The following is a 23,508-nucleotide window of genomic DNA, read 5'->3' on the forward strand; positions in this document are numbered from 1 at the left end:
CCTGGCATCAATACAGGTTTACACTATAATAAGATGCTCGACGGCACTTGCAAAAAAGCCACTAGATCGCAGCGCCTCAGTGGCCGGTTTTTTTAATTGAATTAAGGAAATCATGAGCGACGCACAGCACGACCACGAATCCCTCATTCGCACGCCAAAACAGCTGGTCATCGCCGTCGCGGGATTTTTCTTAGTCATTGTCCTTGGCATCATTCTGTTAGTTACCTTCGTGACGAGCTCCTCAACCAGGGGCGCGGGCACTGACAGCCAGAGCGTCGAGGCGATCGCCGCACGCATCCGCCCTGTCTCCGACGCAAACTTTACGCTGCGTGACGCCAACGCACCGCGCATCCTGCTGGCAGGTAGCGCGGTCTATGCCGCCACATGCGCAGCTTGCCATGACAAGGGACTGGCGGGCGCGCCGAAGACTGGCGACAACAATGCTTGGGCGGCACGCTTGGCTCAAGGCTATGACACTGTGTTTAAACATGCTGTCGAAGGCATCCGCGCGATGCCAGCCAAGGGCGGTAACCCCGATCTCGACGATCTGGAAGTGGCGCGCGCCGTCGTGTTCATGACAAATCAGAGTGGCGCAAGCTTCAAGGAGCCGGTCGAACCCGCGCGCACCGTTGCACCGGCGAGCGTGGCCGATTCAAAAAGTGGCTCCGCGCCAGCGCCAGCGCCAGTGAATTCGGCTCTCGTCACAATGAGTGCGCCGGTTGCAGGACCTGCCGTGGTGAGCGCGCATAGCGGCAAGAAAGCCTACGACACGGCATGTATCGCCTGCCACGGTGCTGGCATCGCGGGTGCGCCCAAATTCGGTGACAAGTCCGCATGGAGCGCGCGAGTTGATCAAGGGGTTGCTGTCATGTACGAGCACGCGATCAAGGGTTTTCAAGGAAAAGCAGGCGTCATGCCGCCTAAAGGCGGCAGCACTCTCCCCGACGCCGAGGTCAAGGCGGCAGTGGACTACATGGTTTCTGCTTTGAAGTAAGTGTTCATCACATATTCACATCGCATCAGAATCGATCAATTGTTTCTCAGCAGACCAATAAAGACGTTCAACTGAATATGTTCATTATTGTTCAAATACATCTTATGTTGTATGCGTGCAACTTAGAGACGAAGACTGAAATAATTTCGCTCTGACTAGAGTAACAACTTTCTTGTCACTGCCTCAAGATCGCCCACGTATGTCAGCTGGGCCGGTATTTCTCCACACCCCTGCACTAACGAACAGATCGGATAACTTCCGCGCTGATCGATCGCATTGATTGCATCAGCATTTGCTGCCTGGTCAGATAACTAAAAAACGCCTGATTAACAGCTCAACCGTGTCCATGCAGCCGCCTGATTTTTAATTAAAAAACGACGGCGCAATCAATCACACATGAGTTCCCTTACGCCCAGCCATCGGTACTCCGGCTGCGGCAGCAATGGGTAAAACTACGTCATTTTCATAGGCAACGCCATACGGCGTGCCCGGTCTTGGCCATCTTCGCGGAGGGCATTGCCACCGTTAGCACAAGATGAACAACGGTGCATCAGGCGCCTGCCCAGATTTGCCACTCCCTGAAATTCATACAGTTTCTCAATGTACCGAGTTCAATATATTTCCTATCTTCATAGTGTATTAGACAGCTAATAAAAATCGTTGAATCAATCAGCGCACGGGACACAAGCAATTCGATTCAACAATCAAATTGAGCGCGAAAACCGTTTTCATCCCGGCATATGACTTGCCAAAAATATAGGGTTTATTAGTTGCCGATTTACCCTTTCCATTGTTAATTATTAAATATTACAAGAATATAAAGTCACAATTCGTTACAAACTGACCGTCAGAAACATCGTATTCTTAAAAACTTTCCCACCGGATAAATTCCTACATGGAATTTTTATAGGATAATTCCCATGCAATCTCTCGGCACCGTGAAGTTCAATTCTTCTACTTTCCGTTACACTGCGCTGCTGATGTCGCTGGCAGTTACTGGTAGCGTTTCAGCCGCCACCTTGTCAGTTGGTCCAGGAAAAACTTACGCAGCACCATGTGCTGCTTTCGCCAAGGCGCAAACTGGCGATATCGTCGAGATTGCAGGCAACAAGACGTATAGCGGCGATGTGTGCGCCATCAACGCAAACGATCTGACTATCCGTGGCGTCAATGGCCGTCCAAAAATTGATGCTGCTGGAAAAAATGCGCAGGGCAAGGGAATCTGGGTTGTCAAAGGCAACAATATCAAGATTGAAAACGTAGAAATGTACGGTGCAAAAGTTCCTGACCAGAATGGCGCTGCACTTCGTCTGGAGGGTACCCACTTCACGCTGCGTTCTTCGTACCTGCACAACAATGAAAACGGTATCCTCACTAACGCTAATACGAACAGCAACATCGTGGTGGAATACAGCGAGTTCGCCTTCAATGGCATTGGCGATGGCCGGACCCATAATCTGTATGTGGGTAACGTTGCCAGCCTAAATTTCCGTTACAACTATTCACACGATGCCAAGGTCGGCCACAATCTGAAATCGCGTGCCAAGCTCAACACGATCAGCTACAACCGTTTTTCAAGCACAACGGGCAATCCAAGCTACGAGATCGATTTGCCAAACGGCGGCACGTCGTATGTGATTGGCAACGTGATTCACCAGCCGTCCAACTACAGCAATCCAGGCATGCTGGCCTATGCACTTGAAGGCGCCACCAATCCGGGCCAGGACCTGTATGTTGTCAACAACACTTTCCTGAACGATAACAGCTCGCGCGGCACGTTCGTGCTTGTTAACAACAAGATCACCACGCCAGTACTGCTGCAAAATAATATTTTTGGCGGTACGGGCACGGTCACGAGTCAAGAAAACGCGATCAAAAAAAGTAACTTCCAGTCCGTGGCGCCTGGATTCATCAACCGTCTCCTGTTTGATCTGCACCCGCTCGCCAATGTTCTTTTGATTAACGCCGGTACTGCCCCCGGTAAGTCAGCCAGCGGCGTCGATTTGACGCCAATTGCCCAATACAGGCATACGGCATCGAGCGAAGGCCGTCCGCAATCCGGTGCACTCGATATCGGTGCGTATGAAGCTGGTATCCCCACGACGGTCCCGACGCCAACGCCTGAACCAACCCCGGAACCAGCACCGACCCCTGTCCCATCGGACTGGACGTTCTGTGCGAATGAAGGGGGTACCTGTACCTTCAGCGGCACGCGCGAAGTACGTTACGGCTTGCCCGGTTATTACAATACAAAAGTCTTTACTGGCTCGGTCCTCTGCAACAACGCGGTATTTGGCGATCCGAAGAAGGCCACCAACAAAACGTGCAGCTTTGCTGGCACCGCATCGACGGCACCTGCGCCTGCACCTGCACCGGCGCCTGCACCTGCCCCGACCCCGACGCCGGCAGTCACCTGGACCCATTGCTCGACCGAGGGTGGTACCTGTTCGTTCACTGGCACCCGTGAAGTACGTTATGGTGCACCGGGCTACTACAACTTCAAGACCTTGACGTCACGCACTGCCTGCACCAATGCCGTATTCGGCGATCCAAAAAAGAGTACAGCCAAAACCTGCAGCTACTCGAGCTTGGCGCGGTAACCTGCTTGGCAGCACAATAGAAAAAGGGCCGCGCGAGCGGCCCTTCCTGCATTCATTATCAGATACAACGCTGCCGGGAGACTCCCGGCTGCGCAGTCTTACCAGATAATCACGCGATCCTTCGGCGCCAGGTACATCTTGTCACCAGCCTTGACCTTGAACGCTTCGTAGAAACCAGGCTGGTTCTTCAGCGTGCCATTGGCGCGGTATTGCGCCGGCGAGTGCGGGTCGGTCTTGATCTGCGCGATCTGCGCCGGCTCGCGCATCTTCGTGCGCCACACCTGGCCCCAACCCATATAGAAGCGCTGGTCGCCGGTGAGACCGTCGATCACGGGCGCTGTTTTGCCCTTGAGCGAGATCTTGTAGGCCTTGTAGGCAATCGCCAGACCCGAGTTGTCGCCGATATTTTCGCCGAGCGTCAGTTCACCATTCACGTTATAGCCTTCGAGCGGGCTGAACGCAGCGTACTGAGCGATCAGGGCCTTGGTCTTTTCGCCGAAACGCTTGCCGTCTTCTTCGGTCCACCAGTTGCGCATATTGCCGTCGCCGTCGTACTGCGAACCCTGGTCATCAAAGCCGTGGCTGATTTCGTGGCCGATCACGGCGCCAATGCCGCCGTAGTTGACTGCGTCGTCGGCCTTCGCATCGAAGAACGGCGGTTGCAGGATCGCGGCCGGGAACACGATTTCGTTCAGTTCCGGGTTGTAGTAGGCGTTGACGGTTTGCGGCGTCATGCCCCACTCGTCGCGGTCGATCGGTTTGCCCAGTTTGTTCAGTTCGCGGTTGTATTCGACGTCGCGCGAGCGCATCACGTTGCCCACCAGGTCATCGCGCTTGACGGTCAGCGCCGTGTATTCCTTCCACTTGTTCGGGTAACCGATCTTCGGCGTGAACTTGGCCAGCTTGGTTTGCGCTTCCTTCTTGGTCGCCGGGCTCATCCAGTCGAGCGTGTCGATCGAATCCTTGTAGGCCGCCAGCAGGTTGTTGACCAGCACTTCCATGCGCGCCTTGCGCTCGGCCGGGAAATGGTCTTTCACGTACAGCTTGCCCACGGCATCGCCCAGGCTGCCTTCCAGCGTCGAGACGCCGCGCTTCCAGCGTGGTTCCAGTTCAGGAATGCCGGCCAGCGTGGTGCCGTTGAACGAGAAGCGCTGGTCAACGAAGGCTTTCGACAGGTAGTTCGCGTAGCTGTTGACGGTCTGGAATTGCAGATATGCTTTCCAGGTCGCCAGCGGCACGCTGTTCAGGACGTCGGTGAACCCTTTCAGGTAGGTCGGCTGGCTGACGATCAGATACGTCGCCTTGCCCTGCAGGCCCGAGGCTTTCAGCCACGTGTTCCAGTCGTAGCCCGGCGCCATTGCGGCCAGCTTGCTGAACTCGACCTTGTTATAGGTCTTGATCGGATCGCGGTTCTCGACCTTGGTCCACTGCACCTTGGCCAGTCGGGTTTCCAGGTCGAGGATGGCTTTCGCGTCAGCGGCGGCGGTCTTGCTGCCGGCCAGCGCCAGCATCTTCTCGATGTGCACCTGGTACTTGGCGCGCACGTCCGCCAGCTTGGCGTCGTCCTGCTTCAGGTAATAGTCGCGGTCGGGCATGCCCAGGCCTGACTGGTACAGGTCGGCGACATACTTGGTCGAATCCTTGGCATCCTGGTGGATGAAGAACGTGAACGGCACGGTCACGCCGGCACGATTCAGGTTGGCGAACAGCGCCGGCAGTTCGGCCTTGCTCTTGATCGCCGCGATCTTGTTCATCTCGCCCTTGAGCGGCGTGGCGCCCAGCTGCTCGAGGCGCGCTTCGTCCATGTAGCTGGCGTAGAAGTCGCCGATCTTGCGCGCTTCGCTGCCGGCAGCAGCGTTCTTGTCAGCGGCGGTGCGCTCGATGATCGCGCGCAGTTGCGGCAGCGTGTCATCGCGCAGCTGGTGGAACGCGCCCCAGGTCGACTTGTCGGCCGGGATCTCGACGCTCTTGAGCCACTTGCCGTTGAGGTGTTCGAAGAAATCGTCCTGGGCGCGCACGGACGGTTCGATGTACTGCGTCGCAATGCCGGACGATGCACCGGCTGGCGCAGTAGCGGTAGCGGCGGTGGCCTGGGCCAGCGCCAGCGGCGCGATGAACGACGTGGTCAATACCAGCGCTGCTGCGCTGATCAGTTTTCGTTGCATGTTATCTCTCTTTGTTAGTTTGTGAGTGCAATGCAAAAGGCCGGCGCTCGTGACGCCGGCCCCTTGTCATGGAACCTTACCAGATGATGACGCGGTCTTCAGGCGGCAGGTACATCTTGTCGCCCGGTTTCACGTTGAACGCCTCGTAGAACTCAGGCATGTTCGACACGGTGCCGTTGGCGCGGAACTGGCCCGGCGAGTGCGGATCGGTCTTCACCTGATTGATCTGCTGCGCTTCACGCATCTTCGAGCGCCACACCTGGCCAAAGCCCATGAAGAAGCGCTGGTCACCCGTCAGGCCATCGATCACCGGCGCCGGCTTGCCGGCCAGCGACAATTTATAGGCCTTGTAGCCGATCGACAGGCCGGCGTTGTCGCCGATGTTCTCGCCCAGCGTCAGTTCGCCGTTCACGTTGTAGCCCGGCAGCGGCGCGTAGCCGTTGAACTGCTTGACCAGCTTGTCGGTGCGGGCCTTGAAGGCGGCGCGGTCTTCGGCCGTCCACCAGTCGCGCAGATTGCCGTCGCCATCGGACTGGCTGCCCTTGTCGTCGAAACCGTGGCCGATTTCGTGGCCGATCACGGCGCCGATGGCGCCGTAGTTGACCGCGTCGTCGGCGCGCATGTCGAAGAATGGCGGCTGCAGGATCGCGGCCGGGAACACGATCTCGTTCATCGTGCTGCGGTAGTAGGCGTTGATCGTCTGCGGCGTCATGCCCCACTCGGTATGGTCGATCGGCTTGCCGAGCTTGTCGATGTTGTAGTTGTAGGCGAAGGTCGATGCACGCATCGCATTGGCCACCAGGTCATCGCGCTTGATCGTCAGGCGCGAATAATCGCGCCACTTGTCCGGGTAGCCGATCTTCGGCGTGAACTTGGCCAGCTTGGCGCGTGCTTCCTTCTTGGTCGCCGGGCTCATCCACTCCAGGTTGTCGATCGACTGGCCGTAGGCGATGATCAGGTTCTTGACCAGCTGTTCCATACGTTCTTTGCGCTCGGCCGGGAAATGCTCGGCCACGTACAGCTTGCCCAGTGCCTCGCCCAGCGTGCCTTCGACGGTCGACACGCCGCGCTTCCAGCTCGGACGCTGCTCGGCCACGCCGGTCAGCGCGGTGCCGTAGAACGCGAAGTTCTCGTCGACGAACGCCTTCGACAGGTACGGCGCGTATTCGCGCAGCAGCTGCCATTCGAAGTACGACTTGAGCGTGGCCAGGTCGGTCTTGGCCAGCAGCGCATCGAAGCCCGTGAAGTAGCTTGGCTGGTTGACGATGATGGTATCGATCTTGTTGCCCACGCCGGCGGCGGCCAGCGCGCCCTTCCAGTCGTAGCCCGGCGCCAGCTTGGCGAGTTCGGCCACCGTCATCTTGTTGTAGCGCTTGACCGGATCGCGGTTCTCGACCTTGGTCCACTGGACCTTGGCCAGATCGGTCTCGAAGTCGACGATCGCCTTGGCCTGCGCGGCGGCGTTCTTTTCGCCGGCCAGCGCCAGCATCTTCTCGACGTGCACCTGGTACTTGGCGCGAATCTCGGCCAGCTTGGCGTCATCTGCCTTCAGGTAGTAGTCACGGTCGGGCATGCCCAGGCCACTCTGGCTGATGTAGGTTGCGTGGCGGGTCGACTCGCGCATGTCCTGGCCGACGTAGATGCCGTACGGGCTGGCCACGCCGATCTTGCCCAGGTGAGCGGCCAGCGCCGGAATGCCTTTCTTGTCCTTGAGCGCGCGGATGCGCGACAGCTCGCCCGTCAGCGGCTTGTAGCCGAGCGCTTCGCGGCGCGCGTCATCCATGAAGCTGGCGTACAGGTCGCCGATCTTCTTCGCTTCGGTGCCTGCCTTGGCGCCAGTGTCCTTCTGCGCCGCCTCGATGATCGCCAGCAGTTGCGGCGTGGTGTCTTCGCGCAGCTTCATGAAGGTGCCCCAGCTCGAGCGGTCACCCGGGATCTCGGTCTCTTTCAGCCACTTGCCGTTCAGGTGTGTGAAGAAGTCGTCCTGCGGACGCACGCTGTTGTCGATGTACTGGGTGTCGATGCCGGAGATGACGCCGGCCGGTGCGGTGGCAGTGGCCGGCGCTGCAGCGGCCGCAGGCGCGGCGTCGGCGGCGATCGCCGGTGCGGCAAAGGCTGCCGCCAGGGACAGAGTCAGGGTACTCAGGAGAAGTCGCTTCACGGGTAAGTCCTTGGTTGCTAAGTGTTCGCAGGGATAAACAACGTCTGACCGGTCGCGCCTGCTGCGTGCCGGCAAAAGAACATTCTAGCGGGTGGACTTGCAACGGCGCTGGCCGTGATGATTTTTTTACTTTTCGATACACGCAGGCGGGTGAATCTCGCGTATGCATGTGTTGGAAGGTGACAACAGGATGACACAGGCAAAAAAAATCCCGCGGCAGTAAAGCCGCGGGACAAGACCACTTCAAGAGTGGAGAGAGAGAAAAACTAGTCACGACTATAGGTGCGCACTGTTGTACCGGGCGCCAATCTTACATTTGCTTACCCTCGCTAACGGCGTGTAACAAATCGTTATTCGTGCCAATTCATTCGATGTTCCGTATTTGGATAACGGTATGCGATATGGCGGGGACCAGGGGACTGCCAACAACAGCCTGCGAACCGGTTTATACTCCGCTTGCGCAACCTCAGGCATACCACAGCGCCGCGGGTTCCACGATCGGCGCGCGCTGCCACAATGGATCACATGGGTTCCACCTTCAAGAATGGCTGCCTGATCGGCCTGGGCATCGTTGCCGGCGTTGGCCTGACGATGCAGTTTTCCGCCCTCTCCTTCAAACCGTCGCTCGAATCGAGCATGCCGGTGGCCGAGTTGCGCGAACTGGCCGACGTCGTCGGCATCATCAAGACCAGCTACGTCGAGCCGGTTCAGGACAAGGCCCTGCTGTCGCAGGCAATCACCGGCATGGTGGCGTCGCTCGATCCGCACTCGGCCTACCTCGACGCGCGCGCATTTCGCGAACTGCGCGAAGGCACCGAAGGCCGCTTCGTCGGCCTGGGCATCGAGATCAGCGTCAGCGAAGACGGCTACATCGAGATCATCAGCCCGATGGAAGATTCACCGGCCTACCATGCCGGCATCAAGGAGGGCGACCTGATCACGCGCATCGACGGTCACCCTGTGCAGGGCACGCCGATCGACGACGCCATCAAGCGCATGCGCGGCGAACCAGGCACGCGCGTGACGCTGACCATCGTGCGCAAGTCGGCGCCGGCGCCACTCACCGTCACCGTCGAGCGGCGCGAGATCGTCCAGAAAAGTGTCAAGGCCAGGATGGTCGAACCGGGTTACGCCTGGCTGCGCGTGGCGCAGTTCCAGGAGCCGACCGTGGACGACATGGCCGCCAAGCTGCAGGCGCTGTACCGCGAAGACCCCGACCTGAAAGGCCTGGTGCTCGACCTGCGCAACGATCCCGGCGGCCTGCTGCAGGGCGCGATCGGCGTGGCCGCTGCGTTCTTGCCGAACAACGCCGAAATCGTTTCGACCAACGGCCAGCTGGCCGACTCGCGCCAGCGCTTCTATGGCCGGCCCGAGTTCTACATGCTGCGCAGCGGCGCCGATCCGCTGGCAAGCCTGCCATCGGCATTCAAGAAGCTGCCGATGGTCGTGCTGGTCAATACCGGTTCAGCCTCGGCCTCCGAAATCGTCGCCGGCGCACTACAGGATTACAAGCGCGCGGCCATCCTCGGTAGCCAGACCTTCGGCAAAGGCTCGGTGCAGACGATCCGCCCGATCGGCGGCAATGCCGCCGTCAAGCTGACCACGGCCCGCTACTACACGCCGGCCGGGCGCTCGATCCAGGCGCGCGGCATCCTGCCCGATGTCCCGGTCGATGAATATCCCGACGGCGATGGCCTGAACGCCCTGCGCATGCGCGAAGCCGACCTGCAGCACCACCTGTCCAATGGCGGCGGGGCCGAAGTCGCCACGCGCGACGACGACATCGAAGAGCAGATGCGCCTCCTGAACGCAGCGCGCCAGCGTAAACCGCTCGATTACGGCAGCGCCGACGACTTCCAGCTGGTCCAGGCGCTGCGCCACCTGAAGGGCCAGCCGGTGGTGCTGTCCGGCCGCGCCAAGGGTACGACGCTGGCGCGCCAGGGGCGCTGACGCCAGCGCAGCGCAGCCGGCTTTCTGCCCGGCTTTCTACCCGGCTTTCTACCCGATTCCCACGCTCGCGCCGAGCGTGTAGAATCGGCGCATCTTGCGGCCAAGCGGCCTTATTTTCCTTGAAAGTTTCCCGAACATGATACCTGTCGTCATCAGCGGCACCGGCCTGTTTACCCCACCGCATTCCATCTCGAACGACGAGCTGGTGACCGCCTTCAACGCCTACGTCGACCTGCACAACGCCGAACACGCGACTGCCATCGCCGCCGGCGAGGTGACGGCGCTCGAGCCGTCGAGCAGCGGCTTCATCGAAAAAGCGTCCGGCATCCAGTCGCGCTACGTGATGGAAAAGAGCGGCATTCTCGACCCGGCCCACATGACGGCGCGCATTGCCGACCGCCCGGACGACCAGATTTCGCTGCAGGCCGAGATGTGCGTGGCTGCTGCGCGCGAAGCGCTGGAGCGCGCCGGCAAACAGGCACACGACATCGACATGGTGCTGGTCGCCTGCAGCAACATGCAGCGCGCCTACCCGGCAATGGCCGTTGAAGTGCAAGAAGCGCTCGGCATCGACGGCTTTGGCTTCGACATGAACGTGGCCTGTTCGTCGGCCACGTTCGGCATCGCCACCGCGGTGGATGCGGTGCGCGGCGGGCGCGCCCGCGCAGTGCTGGTGCTGAACCCCGAAATCACCAGCGGCCACCTGAATTTCCGTGACCGCGACAGCCATTTTATTTTTGGCGACGCCTGCACCGCGATCATCATCGAGGCGCAAGCCACGGCCACCGGCGCGCACCAGTGGGAAATCCTCGACAGCCGTCTCAAGACCAGCTTCTCGAACAATATCCGCAACAACTTCGGCTTCATGAACCGCTTCGACGAAGCCGGCGTAGGCCTGCCGGACAAACTGTTCCGCCAGCAGGGCCGCAAGGTGTTCAAGGAAGTCTGCCCGATGGCGGCCGAGACGATCAAGGACACCCTGAGCGCCGCCGGCCTGGGCACCGACGACGTCGCGCGCTACTGGCTGCACCAGGCGAACCTGAACATGAACCTGCTGATCGTGCGCATGCTGCTGGGCCGCGACGCCGAACCCGGCGAAGCGCCGGTGATCCTGGACAGCTACGCCAACACGTCGTCGGCCGGCTCGATCATCGCGTTCCACAAGTACCAGGACGATCTGGCGGCGGGCACCAATGGCGTGATCTGCTCGTTCGGCGCCGGCTATTCGATCGGCTGCGTGGTGGTGCGCAAGCTGTAAGCGCCAGCCTTACAGGCGCGCGGCCAGCACGAACCCTTCGCGAATCGCGCGCTTGGCATCGAGCTCCGCCGCCAGCGCGGCGCCGCCGATCTTGTGGAAACCGGGCCCGCTGCTGCCGGTTGCCTCGGCCGGCATCAGCTCGGCCAGGCTCTCCTGCCCCGCGCAGACAATAACGTTATCCACCGCCAGCACGCGCGCCTGCCCACCGACGGTGATGTGCAGGCCCGCATCATCGATACGGTCGTACTGCACACCTGCCAGCATCGTCACGCCGTTGCGCACCAGCGTTGCGCGATGCACCCAGCCCGACGTCTTGCCCAGCCCCGCGCCCGGGCGCGTGCTCTTGCGCTGCAACAGCCAGACCTGACGCGGCGAATGCGGCGCCACGGGTGCCGTCAAACCACCGGCCGTGGCCACCAGCGGATCGACGCCCCACTCGCCCATCCAGTGCGCGGGCGTCATCGGCAGCGGCACCTGCGGGTCGTGCACGAGGAATTCCCCCATGTCGAACCCGATGCCGCCGGCGCCGATGATCGCCACGCGTGCGCCGACCGGGTGACCGTCGCGCAGCACGTCCAGGTAACTGAGCACCATCGGATGGTCGATGCCGGGAATGGCCGGCTTGCGGGTGCGGATGCCAGTGGCGACGATGACGTCGTCGAAGCCTTCAGCCAGCAAGGCTTCGCGCGTGACCACCGTATTCAGGCGCACGTCGACGCCAAGTAACGCCAGGCGGCGCCCGAAATAACGGATCGTCTCGGCGAATTCTTCCTTGCCCGGCACGCGCATCGCGACATTGAACTGGCCGCCGATGCGGTCCAGTCCATCGAACAGCGTCACACGGTGCCCCCGTTCAGCGGCCACCGTCGCGGCCGACAAACCGGCGGGGCCGGCGCCTACCACGGCGATCCGGCGCGGCTGCGCGGCCGGTCGGATCACCAGTTCGGTCTCGTAACAGGCGCGCGGATTGACGAGGCACGTGGCGCGCTTGTTCGAAAAGGTGTGGTCCAGGCACGCCTGGTTGCAGGCGATGCAGGTATTGATCTCGTCCGCGCGGCCGCCCGCCGCCTTGTTCACGAATTCGGGATCGGCCAAGAACGGCCGCGCCATCGACACCAGGTCGGCGTCGCCGCGCGCCAGCAGGGCTTCGGCCTCGTGCGGCATATTGATGCGGTTCGAGGCCACCACCGGGATGCTGACGGCGGCGCGCAAGCGACTTGCCACCTGCGCGAACGCGGCACGCGGCACCGACGTGACGATGGTCGGAATGCGCGCCTCGTGCCAGCCGTAGCCGGTATTCAGGATCGTCACACCTGCAGCCTCCAGGGCTTTGGCCACGAGCACCACCTCGTCCCACGTGTTGCCACCGTCGACCAGGTCAAGCACCGAATGGCGGTACATCAGAATGAAGTCCGGCCCGACCGCGGCGCGGATACGACGCACGATCTCGACGGCCAGGCGCATGCGGTGTTCGATCGGGCCGCCCCACCCGTCCGTACGGCGGTTGGCGCGCGCGCACAGGAACTGGTTGAGCAGGTAACCTTCGCTGCCCATGATTTCCACGCCGTCGTAACCGGCCTTTTGTGCCAGCCGCGCGCAGCGCACGTAGGCGGCAATCGTCGACTCGATGCCGGATTCGGAAAGCGCCTTGGGCTTGAAGCGCGAGATCGGCGACTTCAGGTTCGACGCCGACACGACGAACGGCTGGTAGCCGTAGCGCCCCGCGTGCAGGATCTGCAGCACGATCTTGCCGCCCTCTTCGTGCACGGCGCGCGTGACGCGCCGGTGATTCGGCACGTCACCAATAAAATTGAGCGTGCCGCCGAACGGCAGCAGCCAGCCCTGGCGGTTGGGCGAAATGCCGCCGGTGACGATCAGACCGACGCCGCCGCGCGCGCGTTCGCGGTAGAACGCGGCGAGCTTGCCGTAGTTGTAGAAGCGGTCTTCGAGCCCGGTGTGCATCGAGCCCATGATCACGCGGTTCTTCAGCGTGGTAAAACCCAGGTCGAGCGGCGCGAGCAGGTGCGCGTAGGCAGAAGAGATAGTCATCGCGGCATTACACCGCGATTTTGTCGAGCCGTGCGTCTAAACACGGCTGACGGGTGTTACGCGAGGTGGCTGTCGCGGTCGCGCAGCTCGGCGAAGCTCTCGATGCTGCCGATCTTGACGACGATCGGGTTCAGGCTCGCGCCCGGCGACATCGAGCGCCATGCGAACTGCCATTCCTTTTCGCGCGCCTGGCCCGCGCTCTTGGTGAAGGCGGCCCCCAGCGGCGAACGGCTGCCGTATTCGATGGCGCCGTCGATGCCGGCCCAGTTGGGCAGCATGCGCTGCACGGCGCGGTGCAGGCGCTCGCCGAATTCTTCGCTATTGTGGATCACGAGGCACGCGTCGCTCGGCGTGATGATGTCGAACAGTGCCTTGTCCCAGGCGGTGGAAAACGACAGGTTCAGAAAGCCGCCGCTGGGCTCGAGGCGGAACTGGCCAAGGCGCAGCGAATTTTCAAGTTCGGTGCGCAGTGCGTAGCGGTGCAGGGTCGGGGGGCGTTGGTAGTCGTGCATGGGATTCTTTCTGGCCGCACCCGCCTTACGGCAGCGGTGCCGGCGGTTGCTGCATCATGATTTGCTGGTGCTGCATGCGCATGAAACGCGACGAGATGAAAATCTCGCGCAAAAAATAGACGAAGCTGCTGATCAGGGCCAGCATCGCCAGCACGAAGCTCGCGGCGATGTACTGGTCGAGCGGGATGCCGGTGGTGTCGCCCGCGAACAGCATCGCGATGACGACGCACACCAGCAGGCCGCAGGCGGTGCTGGAAGCAATCGCGAAGTTGATCAGGTGCGAACGCTGGTACAGCAGTTCGAGCTCGCTGGAAAACTCGGTGTTCGGGCTGACCTTGAGCCGGTCTTCGAGCACGCGCGTGCGGTCGATGATGCGGGCCAGCCGGTTGGTCAGCACGGTCAGCTTGGTGGCCACGCCGGTGAGCAAAAATACGGGTGCGATGGCCAGCTGGATGACGTGGCCGATATCGCTGATCTGGATATTCATGAGAACGCGTTGGTCTTGATGTTGTGTGTCTGGCGTAGTTTAACAGCCGCCGCTCATTCAAAGCACCGGTGGTGCTTGAACTGTTCGGTGGCCGTGACCAGTGCGCGCGCGATGCCGGTTTCGAGTGCGCCATGGCCGGCGTCGGGAATCATCTGCAAGGTCGAACCCGGCCAGGCCCGGTGCAGGCGCCAGGCCGACAGCGGCGGGCAGATCACGTCGTAGCGGCCCTGCACGATCACGGCCGGCAGATGCGCAATGCGCCCGACGTCGCGCACCAGCTGGTCTTCGTCCAGGAACGCGCCGTTGACCATGTAGTGCGCCTCGAGCCGGCCCACGCCCAGGTCAAGCGTGTCGCTGGCGGCTTCTTCGGGCTGCGGCAGCAGAAAGACGCGGCGGCCTTCAAAGCGGCTCCAGGCGCGCGCGGCCGGCCAGAACACATCGGGATCGTGGCACAGCAGGCGGCGCGCGTAGGCGCCCAGTAAATCATCGCGTTCTGCCAGCGGGATCGGCGCGACGAATTCGTCGTACAGCTCGGGATAGAACCAGCGCATGTCGTTGATGAACCAGTCGACTTCGGCGCGTGTGCACAGGAAGATCCCGCGCAGCACGAAGCCCAGGCAGCGCTCCGGATGCGCCTGCCCGTAGGCCAGCGCCAGCGTCGAGCCCCACGAACCGCCGAACACCAGCCAGGTCTTGATGCCGAACAGCACGCGCAGGCGCTCGATGTCGTCGATCAGCAGCTGCGTCGTGTTGTTGCGCCACTCGCCCAGCGGCGTGGATTTGCCGGCGCCGCGCTGATCGAACAGGATCACGCGGTAGGCCGCGGGATCGAAAAAGCGGCGGTGCTGCGGCGACAGCCCGGCGCCGGGGCCGCCGTGCAGGAACAGCACGGGAATGCCATCCGGGTTACCGACTTCTTCCCAGTAGATCGTGTGCAGTTCGTCGACCGCCAGCATCCCGCTGCGAAGCGGCTGGAGCGGCGGGAACAGCGACGGCGGCGTAGCTGGCATTGGGGGCTTTGACGGTCAGTGAATGGGAAAATCGATTGTAACGTACGGGCATGCGATGCAGAAGCAGACGGCATGGTCACGCCGCCTGGCCAAGCACCCAGCCTTCCCAGCGCCCCACCTGCGCGTCAAGCGGCAGGCCTTCGGCGCGGTGGCCGTCGACCACGTCGAGCATGCCGCACAGGCCGACCAGCGCATCGAACTGGTCTTCGCCGCTGGCATGGGTACCGAAGCCGTCGCGGATCGCATCCGCGAGGCCCGGCGCCTGTGCGTGCCCGCGCTGCGCCAGCCAGTCGAGCAATGGGGGCGCAACGGATGCGCGCCCGGCCTGGCTGCGCTTGCTCCACACAGGCCGGCGGCCGATGCCGAGCCGGTGGTAAGTATCGCCCGGGTAGGTCTCGGCCACGATCGTGCGCTCGCCACCGAGCAGGTCGTGCAGCGCGCCGTCGAACGGCCACAGCGCGATGCGCGCGCCCTGCGGTTGCAGCACTTCGCGCCAGCCGGCCAGCGCCGCCTTGCCGACCTGATTGCCGCCCAGTGTCCAGAACAGGCTGCACGCGGCGGGTCGCTGGTTGGTCTTGCGCTCACAGGCGCGCAGCAGGTCGGCGGCATCGGCGTGGCCCAGACCCGTCAGCAAGTGCTCACGCCGGCGGCCACCGGGCCGGACCGGATAGAACGGGCGGTGGATGCCGATGTCGGCGCGGTCATCGCAAACATCGAACCAGCGCTCCCAGGCACCGCTGCCGACAGTGGCCAGCAGCGCGGCAAAATTCTCCAGCCCCGTCGCCGCGCCGTACGCTGCCGGCACGCCAATGGGAAAATCGACGCCCACCAGCACCGGGCCTGGCGCCTCTGAACGCGCCGCCAGCCGCTCCAGGAACGTGGCGGTCACGCCGACCGGCTCGGGCAGGCCAATCTGCCAGCCGGCGCCGTCGGCATCGCGCAGCGCCACCGCCATCCAGCGCTTGCCGGGATGGATGCTCCAGTCGCAGTGCGCAATCACGCGCGGCAATGGCAATGCGTGCTTCACGTCGTCCCCAAAAGAAAAAAGCCGTGTCGCCACGGCTTCAGAATGCTATCTGGCACGATCAAGACATGTGCTGGCCGCCATTGATCGCGATATTCGCGCCCGTGACGAAGGCTGCTTCGTCCGACGACAGATACGCAACCAGACCGGCGACTTCTTCGGGCTTGCCGAGGCGGCCCATCGGAATCTGCGGGATGATCTTGGTTTCCAGCACTTCGCTCGGGATGTCCATCACCATCTTGGTGCCGATATAGCCTGGCGAAATGGTGTTGACGGTCACGCCCTTGCGCGCCACTTCGAGCGCCAGCGCCTTGGTGAAGCCGTGCATGCCGGCCTTGGCCGCCGAGTAGTTGGTCTGGCCGAACGCGCCCTTCTGGCCGTTGACCGACGAAATATTGATGATGCGGCCCCAGCCCCGCTCGACCATGCCATCGCAGACCGGCTTGGTCATATTGAAGACGGAGTCGAGGTTGGTCTTGATCACGGCGTCCCAGTTGACCTTGTCCATTTTCTTGAACGTCATGTCGCGCGTGATGCCGGCGTTATTGACCAGCACATCGACCGGGCCGACGTCGGCGATTACCTGGCGCACGCATTCCTGGGCTGCATCGTAGTCGGAAACGTCGCAGGCATAGGCCTTGAAATCGAAGCCCTGCTCGCGCATGGCGCCAAGCCAGCCCTCGACCTTCGTATTGCCCGGCGAAAAAGTGGTGACGACCTGGTACCCCAGCGCGGCCAGCTTGATGCACACCGCTTCGCCCAGGCCGCCCATGCCGCCGGTTACTAACGCTACTCTAGCCATTGTCTTCTCCAGTTTTATTGTTGGTTGCTACGTCGAAACCGGCGACGGCGCCGGCGCCCGTCCTGGCCGCCCCCGCACGTCACCGCGTTGGATACTGAAAGCGTCAGTCGCGTTCGATCGCCAGCGCCACACCCATGCCGCCGCCGATGCACAGACTGGCGAGACCTTTCTTGGCGTCACGGCGGATCATTTCGTGCAGCAACGTGACCAGGACGCGCGCGCCGGAGGCGCCGATCGGGTGGCCCAGCGCGATGGCGCCGCCATTGACGTTGATCTTGGACGTGTCCCAGCCCATTTCCTTGTTCACGGCAACGGCCTGGGCAGCGAAGGCTTCGTTGATTTCCATGAGGTCGAGGTCTTCGTGGGTCCAGCCGGCCTTTTTGAGGCACAGCTTGGAGGCCGACACCGGGCCCATGCCCATGATCGCCGGGTCCAGCCCGGACGACGAGTAAGCCTTGATGCGCGCCAGCGGGGTCAGGCCCAGCTCGCGTGCTTTCGATGCGCTCATCATGATCACGGCGGCGGCGCCGTCGTTCAGGCCCGATGCATTGCCGGCGGTGACGCTGCCTTCTTTATTGAAGGCGGGTCGCAGGCTGGCCAGCGCTTCGATGGTGCTGCCCTGCTTTGGATACTCGTCGGTGTCGAAGACCGTGGTGCCTTTTTTGGAGACGATCTCGATCGGGATGATTTCGTCCTTGAAGCGGCCTTCTTTCTGGGCCGCCTCGGCCTTGAGCTGCGACTGCAGTGCGAATTCATCCTGCTCGGCGCGCGAAATCTCGTACTTGCGGGCGACGTTTTCCGCCGTCACGCCCATGTGGTACCCGTTGAACGAATCCCACAGGCCATCGTTGATCATGGTGTCGACCAGCTTGGCGTCGCCCATGCGGAAGCCGTCGCGCGAACCGGACAGCACGTGCGGCGAGGCGCTCATGTTCTCTTGCCCGCCGGCGATGACGATGTCGGCATCGCCGCAGCGGATCGCCTGCGTGGCCAGGTGGGTGGCCTTGAGGCCGCTGCCGCAGACCTTGTTGATGGTGTAGCCGGGAACCATTTCGGGCAGGCCGGCCTTGATGAGAGCCTGGCGCGCCGGATTTTGTCCGACACCGGCGGTAAGCACCTGCCCCATGATGACTTCGCTGACAGCGGCAGGATCGATGCCGGTCTTGTCCAGCAGGTGCTTGATGACTTGTGCGCCGAGTTCGGCGGCGGGGATTTTGGCGAGCGTACCGCCGAATTTACCAACTGCGGTGCGGCCAGCGGCCACGATGACGACGTCTTCCATTTCATTCTCCGTTCAACCGGCCTGGGGCCGGCATTATTCAGGACTTCCCTGGGACGGGGCGCAGCTTTGTCGGGTGCGGTGCCCATGCGCATGGGAATAGTGAAGCCCCGACCGCCCGGACTGCCATAAAAAATAGCAGCGGTGATCGAGGGTCGAGGAACCCATGCTGATCTTTAAGCACTGGCAATCTTAGCAGTTTATTCATCAAAAACAAGGTTGCAAGCGCCTGAGCTTGATGTAGAACAGAACTTAATTTCCAACTCGATGCATGTTCAATTGCCACTAGGAATGATGCGTGCGCTTCTGTCCTTTTCTACAATTTTCACAGTAGAATGCACAAGCGCAATGCCAACCACTCTGTTTTATGCCCAAGACCACGCTTCCCATCGAGATCAAGATTTCCACGGTCGTCGCCATTTCGACGATCCTGCACTCGGCAGACCTCGAGGCGATCGATTCCGCACTGGCCTCGATGACGGGCGGCGTGTCGGACTTTTTCGAGGATGAGTTTGCGGTGATCGACGTGAGCGCCTTCACCTCGAGCGCCTGGACGATCGACTGGGCCGCCATCGTGGCGCTGCTCAAGAAATATCGCCTCAACGCTGTTGCCGTACGCGGCGCCAGTCCGTTGATGATTGATGCAATCCGGGCCCAGGGCCTGGCGCTGGACGATGGCTCGGGCGGCGTGCACGCCGGCGGCCACGCCACGCCGCCGCCGCTCGTCGTGCATGCAGCAGCCACGCCTGCACCCGAGCCGGCCCCGGCGCTAGCCGCACCTGCGCCCGCCCCAGAACCGGCCCCGGCCCCGGCCGCCAGCCAGCCGGGCTCGCCCGCCCTGGCGCCAATGGTGATCGACACCCCGGTGCGCGCCGGCCAGCGCATCTATGCACGCGGCACCGACCTGATCGTGACTGCGGTCGTCAACAATGGCGCCGAACTGATCGCCGATGGCAGCATCCATGTCTACGCGCCGCTCAATGGCCGCGCGCTGGCCGGCGCCTCGGGCAATGCCGATGCGCGGATCTTCGCGCTGTCGATGCAGCCCGAGCTGGTTTCGATCGCCGGCGTCTACCGCACGTTCGACGAAGGCTTCCCGACCGACCTGGCGCGTCAGCCGACGCAGATCCGGCTTGTCGGCGACCGGATCGATATCCAGTCGCTCGCGACGCCGTCGCGCGCCTGATCTTTCGAATTGAACAGATACTGAAAAGGACTTATTTGTGGCACGAATTATTGTTGTGACGTCCGGCAAGGGCGGTGTTGGCAAGACGACCTCGAGCGCCAGCTTCGCCTCCGGGCTGGCCATGCGTGGCCACAAGACCGCCGTCATCGACTTCGACGTCGGCCTGCGCAACCTTGACCTGATCATGGGTTGCGAACGCCGCGTGGTGTATGACCTGATCAACGTCGTCAATGGCGAAGCGACCCTGAACCAGGCGCTGATCAAGGACAAGCACTGCGACAACCTGTTCATCCTGCCGGCATCGCAGACGCGCGACAAGGACGCCCTGTCCGAAGAAGGCGTCGAGCGCGTGATCAACGACCTCGTCAAGATGGAATTCGAATTCATCATCTGCGATTCGCCGGCCGGCATCGAGCACGGCGCGCTGATGGCGCTGACCTTCGCCGACGAAGCCATTGTCGTGACGAACCCCGAAGTCTCGTCGGTGCGCGACTCGGACCGCATCCTGGGCATCCTGCAGGCCAAATCGCGCCGTGCCCAGAGCGGCTCGGAGCCGGTCAAGGAACACCTGCTCATCACCCGCTATTCGCCAAAGCGCGTCGACGCCGACGAAATGCTGTCGTACCAGGACGTCCAGGAAATCCTGCGCATTCCGCTGATCGGCATCATCCCGGAATCCGAATCGGTGCTGCACGCATCGAACCAGGGCAACCCGGCGATTCACTTCAAGGGAACCGACGTGGCCGAAGCCTATGAAGACGTGGTCGCGCGCTTCCTGGGCGAAGAACGCCCGCTGCGCTTTACCAGCTACGAAAAGCCGGGACTGTTCCAGCGTATCTTCGGAGCCAAGTGAGATGGCACTGCTATCCTTTCTCTTCCCCGAAAAAAAGAAGAGCGCGACAGCTGCCAAGGAACGCCTGCAGATCATCATCGCGCGCGAACGCACCAACCGTGCCGGGCCGGACTTCCTGCCCGCCTTGCACCAGGAGCTGATCGCGGTGATCTCGAAGTACGTCAAGGTCAATCCGGACGACATCAAGGTGTCGCTCGACCGCCAGGGCAACCTGGAAGTGCTCGATGTGAATGTGGTGCTGCCGGATAATTGAACGTGCGCACCCGTGACCGACAAAGCCCGCTTCGAGCGGGCTTTGTTTTGGGCGGTTGTTTTACCCGCCCAGCCAGCGTTACATCACCAGCAGCGGCGCCTTCGCCGTGCCGCTGGTCGCGCCCACGGCATCGTCATCCTCGGCCACGTTGTGGTCGATCCCGGCATTTTCCAGTTCGCGCGCCACGGCCACGCACGCTTCCACGTGCTGCGTGCCCATCCGCTTGAACAGCGTGTAGCCGATGGCGGCCGACGCGATCTGGCCGGCGATCGGCACCATCTTCGCGCTCGACTTGACGGCCACCCGGCCCGCCACGCGCTGGAACAGGCGCAGTACCACGCCACGCGTGACCAGTTTACCCACCAGCATGCCACCGACCGACGCCGCTGCCTTATAGGCAATGATGCGCAGACGCGGATTCAGGCGCTCGATCTGTTTCTGCGTCAGGCCGAACTCGGCGTTGACTTCATCGACCAGGGACGCAAAACCGGTAATATCGGCCAAAAGATCCAGGCCGGGAATGGGCACCGCCGCCACCGCTGCCGACATCGCGGCGCGCTTCTTGACCAACGCCAGGCAGCGTAGGCGCGTGGCCTCGACTTGCGGGCCACTGACGGGCACGCGGTCTTCCGGAACAGTCACATCTTTGCGTCGAAACAACATAATCTCACCCTTTTCGTTATTCAGATTTCATTTGAAATCCAGTGTACCCCTATGACATGACGCCGTACGTGGTCCCTTTAACACAACAGTCGCAACGATAAGCGAAAAAACAGTATTTACCTTTAGCACTATTTTGTAAAAGTCTGATATATTCATTTTTAACTTTGTAGGAGTCTTCCTACAGTGCAAACTTTCACACTTGTCCTATCATGAAGATCGCTGTTCTGGAGCAAGACCGCCCGCAAGCCGACCTGATTTGCCAGGTCCTCAGTGCTGCCGGCCACAACTGCCAATCGTTTGACAGCGCCCGCGACCTGCTTGCGCAACTGCGCAAAGATAGTGCCGACATGCTCGTGATGGACTGGAACGTCCCGGATATGGATGGCGCCGAAGTGCTGCGCCGCGCCAAGGAAAAGCTGGCGTCGCAGGCGCCGACGATGTTCTTGGTCGGCAATAACGCGGAAGACGACATCATCGCCGGCGTCAACGCCGGCGCCGACGACTACCTGATCAAGCCGCTGCGCCGCGGCGAACTGGTCTCGCGTGTGTCGGCCCTGCTGCGCCGTGCCTACCCGTCGCAAAACAGCGCCGAGCAGCTGCAGTTCGGCCCGTACACCTTCGAAACCCGTCCGGGGCGCCTGCTCAAGGATGGTTCCGTCATCGACGTGACGCAAAAGGAATTTTCGCTGGCCCTGCTGTTCTTCCGTAATATTGGCCGGCCGCTGTCCCGTGCCTATATCCACGAGTCGGTCTGGGTTCGCGACAATGACGTGCCGTCGCGCACCATGGACACGCATGTGTCGCGGGTACGCAATAAACTGCACCTGCGGCCCGAGAATGGCTTTCGGCTGGTGCCCGTCTACAGCTATGGTTACCGCCTGGAAAAACTAGGCGCCTGACCCTGCTTCTGAAGCCCTGCCCCCATGAGGGTATAATGACCGCAGTCATTCACCCTCTACCCTCCCCAGAATGCAACTTCTCGCCGTTGGCCTGAACCACACGACCGCACCGGTCTCGCTGCGCGAGCAGCTGGCGCTCGCGCCCGACCAGATCGGCACGGCGGTGCAGTCAGCGCGCGGCTGGTTCGCGCGCAATGGTTCTACGGGCAACGAGGAAGCGGCGATCCTGTCGACCTGCAACCGCAGCGAGCTGTATGCGGCCACCAGCCTGCCCGACCCGCTCGACGCATCGGCGCAATTTCTGGCCCACTACCACGCGCTGAACTACGCCGAGCTGCGCCCCCACCTGTACCTGCTGCCGCAGGACGACGCTGTACGCCACGCGTTTCGCGTCGCCTCGGGGCTCGATTCAATGGTACTGGGCGAGCCGCAGATCCTGGGCCAGATGAAGGACGCCGTGCGCACCGCCGACGAGGCCGGCGGCCTGGGCACCTATCTGCACCAGATGTTCCAGCGCACCTTCGCCGTGGCCAAGGAAGTGCGTTCGAGTACCGAGATCGGCGCGCACAGCGTGTCGATGGCCGCGGCTGCCGTGCGCCTGGCGCACCGCATCTTCGACCGCATCGCCGACCAGCACGTGCTGTTCATCGGCGCCGGTGAAATGATCGAACTGTGCGCGGCGCACTTCTCGGCGCAGAACCCGAAATCGGTCACCATCGCCAACCGCAGCATGGAGCGCGGCGCGCTGCTCGCCAGCCGCTACAACGGCCGCGCGGTCGGCCTGGCCGAGCTGCCCGACTGCCTGCACCAGTTCGACATCGTGATCTCGTGCACTGCCTCGACGCTGCCGCTGATCGGTCTGGGCATGGTCGAACGGGCCGTCAAGGCGCGCCGCCATCGCCCGATGTTCATGGTCGACCTGGCCGTGCCGCGCGATATCGAACCCGAAGTCGCGCGCCTGGACGATGTGTTCCTGTACACGGTCGACGACCTGGCCCAGGTGGTGCAGACCGGCATGGAAAGCCGCCAGGCGGCCGTGCGCCAGGCCGAAGCCATCATCGAAACGCGCGTCGAATCGTTCATGCACTGGGTGGGCGACCGCGCCGTGGTGCCGGTGATCCGCGACCTGCACGAGTCGAGCGAGGTGCTGCGCCTGGCCGAACTCGAACGCGCACGGCGCATGCTGGCGCGTGGCGACAATGCCGATGCCGTGCTCGAAGCCTTGTCCCGTGGCCTGACCGCCAAGTTTCTGCATGGCCCGCAACAGGCGCTGCACCATGCCCAGGGCGACGAACGCGCGCGCCTGGCCAGCCTGCTGCCGCAGCTGTTCCGCAGTCGCCGTTAGCGCACCTGTTCTCTGGCG

18 protein-coding genes and 1 pseudogene are annotated in these 23,508 nt (G+C 62.2%); 9 read left to right on the forward strand and 10 right to left on the reverse strand.

Annotated elements, in window-relative coordinates; genetic code table 11:
* Positions 1-112: 112 nt before the first annotated feature.
* Together IFU00_18875 and IFU00_18880 are read left to right on the forward strand one after the other, a co-directional pair.
* A complete protein-coding gene (locus tag IFU00_18875) occupies positions 113-994 on the forward strand; it encodes a cytochrome c5 family protein (GenBank protein ID MBD8544344.1) in 882 nt (293 codons plus the stop codon).
* A gap of 1,127 nt (positions 995-2,121) precedes the next feature.
* Positions 2,122-3,084: pseudogene (locus tag IFU00_18880) on the forward strand (hypothetical protein).
* 608 nt (positions 3,085-3,692) lie between these two features.
* On the opposite strand, the gene IFU00_18885 reads toward IFU00_18880, so the two are convergent.
* Positions 3,693-5,759: a M13 family peptidase gene (locus tag IFU00_18885; GenBank protein ID MBD8544345.1), complete on the reverse strand. Its 2,067-nt coding sequence runs from the start codon at positions 5,757-5,759 to the stop codon at positions 3,693-3,695.
* 76 nt (positions 5,760-5,835) lie between these two features.
* On the reverse strand, positions 5,836-7,791 hold the full coding sequence (locus tag IFU00_18890) for a M13 family peptidase (protein MBD8544346.1): 1,956 nt from the start codon (positions 7,789-7,791) through the stop codon (positions 5,836-5,838).
* Between the two features lie 654 nt (positions 7,792-8,445).
* Between IFU00_18890 and IFU00_18895 the strand changes: the two genes are divergently transcribed.
* Positions 8,446-9,870 carry a S41 family peptidase gene (locus tag IFU00_18895; protein ID MBD8544347.1) on the forward strand — a complete coding sequence of 475 codons (1,425 nt, stop codon included), beginning with the start codon at positions 8,446-8,448 and terminating at the stop codon, positions 9,868-9,870.
* 136 nt (positions 9,871-10,006) lie between these two features.
* Complete coding sequence (locus IFU00_18900; protein ID MBD8544348.1) at positions 10,007-11,128, forward strand: beta-ketoacyl-ACP synthase III; 1,122 nt, start codon at positions 10,007-10,009, stop codon at positions 11,126-11,128.
* 9 nt (positions 11,129-11,137) lie between these two features.
* On the opposite strand, the gene IFU00_18905 is transcribed toward IFU00_18900, so the two are convergent.
* From IFU00_18905 to IFU00_18935, 7 genes are all read right to left on the reverse strand, one after another.
* Positions 11,138-13,177 carry an NADPH-dependent 2,4-dienoyl-CoA reductase gene (locus IFU00_18905; GenBank protein ID MBD8544349.1) on the reverse strand — a complete coding sequence of 680 codons (2,040 nt, stop codon included), beginning with the start codon at positions 13,175-13,177 and terminating at the stop codon, positions 11,138-11,140.
* 56 nt (positions 13,178-13,233) lie between these two features.
* Positions 13,234-13,689 carry a hypothetical protein gene (locus IFU00_18910; protein MBD8544350.1) on the reverse strand — a complete coding sequence of 152 codons (456 nt, stop codon included), beginning with the start codon at positions 13,687-13,689 and terminating at the stop codon, positions 13,234-13,236.
* 25 nt (positions 13,690-13,714) lie between these two features.
* Complete coding sequence (locus IFU00_18915; protein MBD8544351.1) at positions 13,715-14,176, reverse strand: DUF2721 domain-containing protein; 462 nt, start codon at positions 14,174-14,176, stop codon at positions 13,715-13,717.
* Positions 14,177-14,229: 53 nt separating this feature from the next.
* A complete protein-coding gene (pip, locus tag IFU00_18920) occupies positions 14,230-15,186 on the reverse strand; it encodes a prolyl aminopeptidase (protein MBD8544352.1) in 957 nt (318 codons plus the stop codon).
* Positions 15,187-15,262: 76 nt separating this feature from the next.
* Entirely contained in the window at positions 15,263-16,141 is an 879-nt protein-coding gene (locus IFU00_18925) for a DUF429 domain-containing protein (protein ID MBD8544353.1), read from the reverse strand.
* A gap of 130 nt (positions 16,142-16,271) precedes the next feature.
* The gene (gene phbB / locus IFU00_18930; protein MBD8544354.1) at positions 16,272-17,012 is read right to left on the reverse strand and encodes an acetoacetyl-CoA reductase; all 741 of its coding nucleotides are present in this window, start codon (positions 17,010-17,012) and stop codon (positions 16,272-16,274) included.
* Between the two features lie 103 nt (positions 17,013-17,115).
* Positions 17,116-18,294: an acetyl-CoA C-acetyltransferase gene (locus IFU00_18935; protein ID MBD8544355.1), complete on the reverse strand. Its 1,179-nt coding sequence runs from the start codon at positions 18,292-18,294 to the stop codon at positions 17,116-17,118.
* Between the two features lie 364 nt (positions 18,295-18,658).
* On the opposite strand from IFU00_18935, the gene minC reads away from it, so the two are divergent.
* The 3 genes from minC to minE are packed head-to-tail and all read left to right on the forward strand — an operon-like array spanning position 18,659 to position 20,583.
* On the forward strand, positions 18,659-19,477 hold the full coding sequence (gene minC, locus IFU00_18940; GenBank protein MBD8544356.1) for a septum site-determining protein MinC: 819 nt from the start codon (positions 18,659-18,661) through the stop codon (positions 19,475-19,477).
* 37 nt (positions 19,478-19,514) lie between these two features.
* Positions 19,515-20,330: a septum site-determining protein MinD gene (gene minD / locus IFU00_18945; GenBank protein ID MBD8544357.1), complete on the forward strand. Its 816-nt coding sequence runs from the start codon at positions 19,515-19,517 to the stop codon at positions 20,328-20,330.
* Position 20,331: 1 nt separating this feature from the next.
* Complete coding sequence (minE, locus tag IFU00_18950) at positions 20,332-20,583, forward strand: cell division topological specificity factor MinE (GenBank protein ID MBD8544358.1); 252 nt, start codon at positions 20,332-20,334, stop codon at positions 20,581-20,583.
* A 78-nt stretch (positions 20,584-20,661) separates the two neighbouring features.
* Here minE and IFU00_18955 read toward each other — a convergent pair whose 3' ends face one another.
* The gene (locus IFU00_18955; GenBank protein ID MBD8544359.1) at positions 20,662-21,246 is read right to left on the reverse strand and encodes a hypothetical protein; all 585 of its coding nucleotides are present in this window, start codon (positions 21,244-21,246) and stop codon (positions 20,662-20,664) included.
* Between the two features lie 209 nt (positions 21,247-21,455).
* On the opposite strand from IFU00_18955, the gene IFU00_18960 reads away from it, so the two are divergent.
* Together IFU00_18960 and IFU00_18965 are read left to right on the forward strand one after the other, a co-directional pair.
* Complete coding sequence (locus IFU00_18960; GenBank protein MBD8544360.1) at positions 21,456-22,145, forward strand: response regulator transcription factor; 690 nt, start codon at positions 21,456-21,458, stop codon at positions 22,143-22,145.
* A 70-nt stretch (positions 22,146-22,215) separates the two neighbouring features.
* The gene (locus IFU00_18965; protein ID MBD8544361.1) at positions 22,216-23,490 is read left to right on the forward strand and encodes a glutamyl-tRNA reductase; all 1,275 of its coding nucleotides are present in this window, start codon (positions 22,216-22,218) and stop codon (positions 23,488-23,490) included.
* The last annotated feature ends 18 nt before the right edge of the window (positions 23,491-23,508 follow it).

Origin of the sequence: Oxalobacteraceae sp. CFBP 8761, from assembly GCA_014841595.1 — a bacterium.
Lineage (GTDB): Bacteria > Pseudomonadota > Gammaproteobacteria > Burkholderiales > Burkholderiaceae_D > Telluria.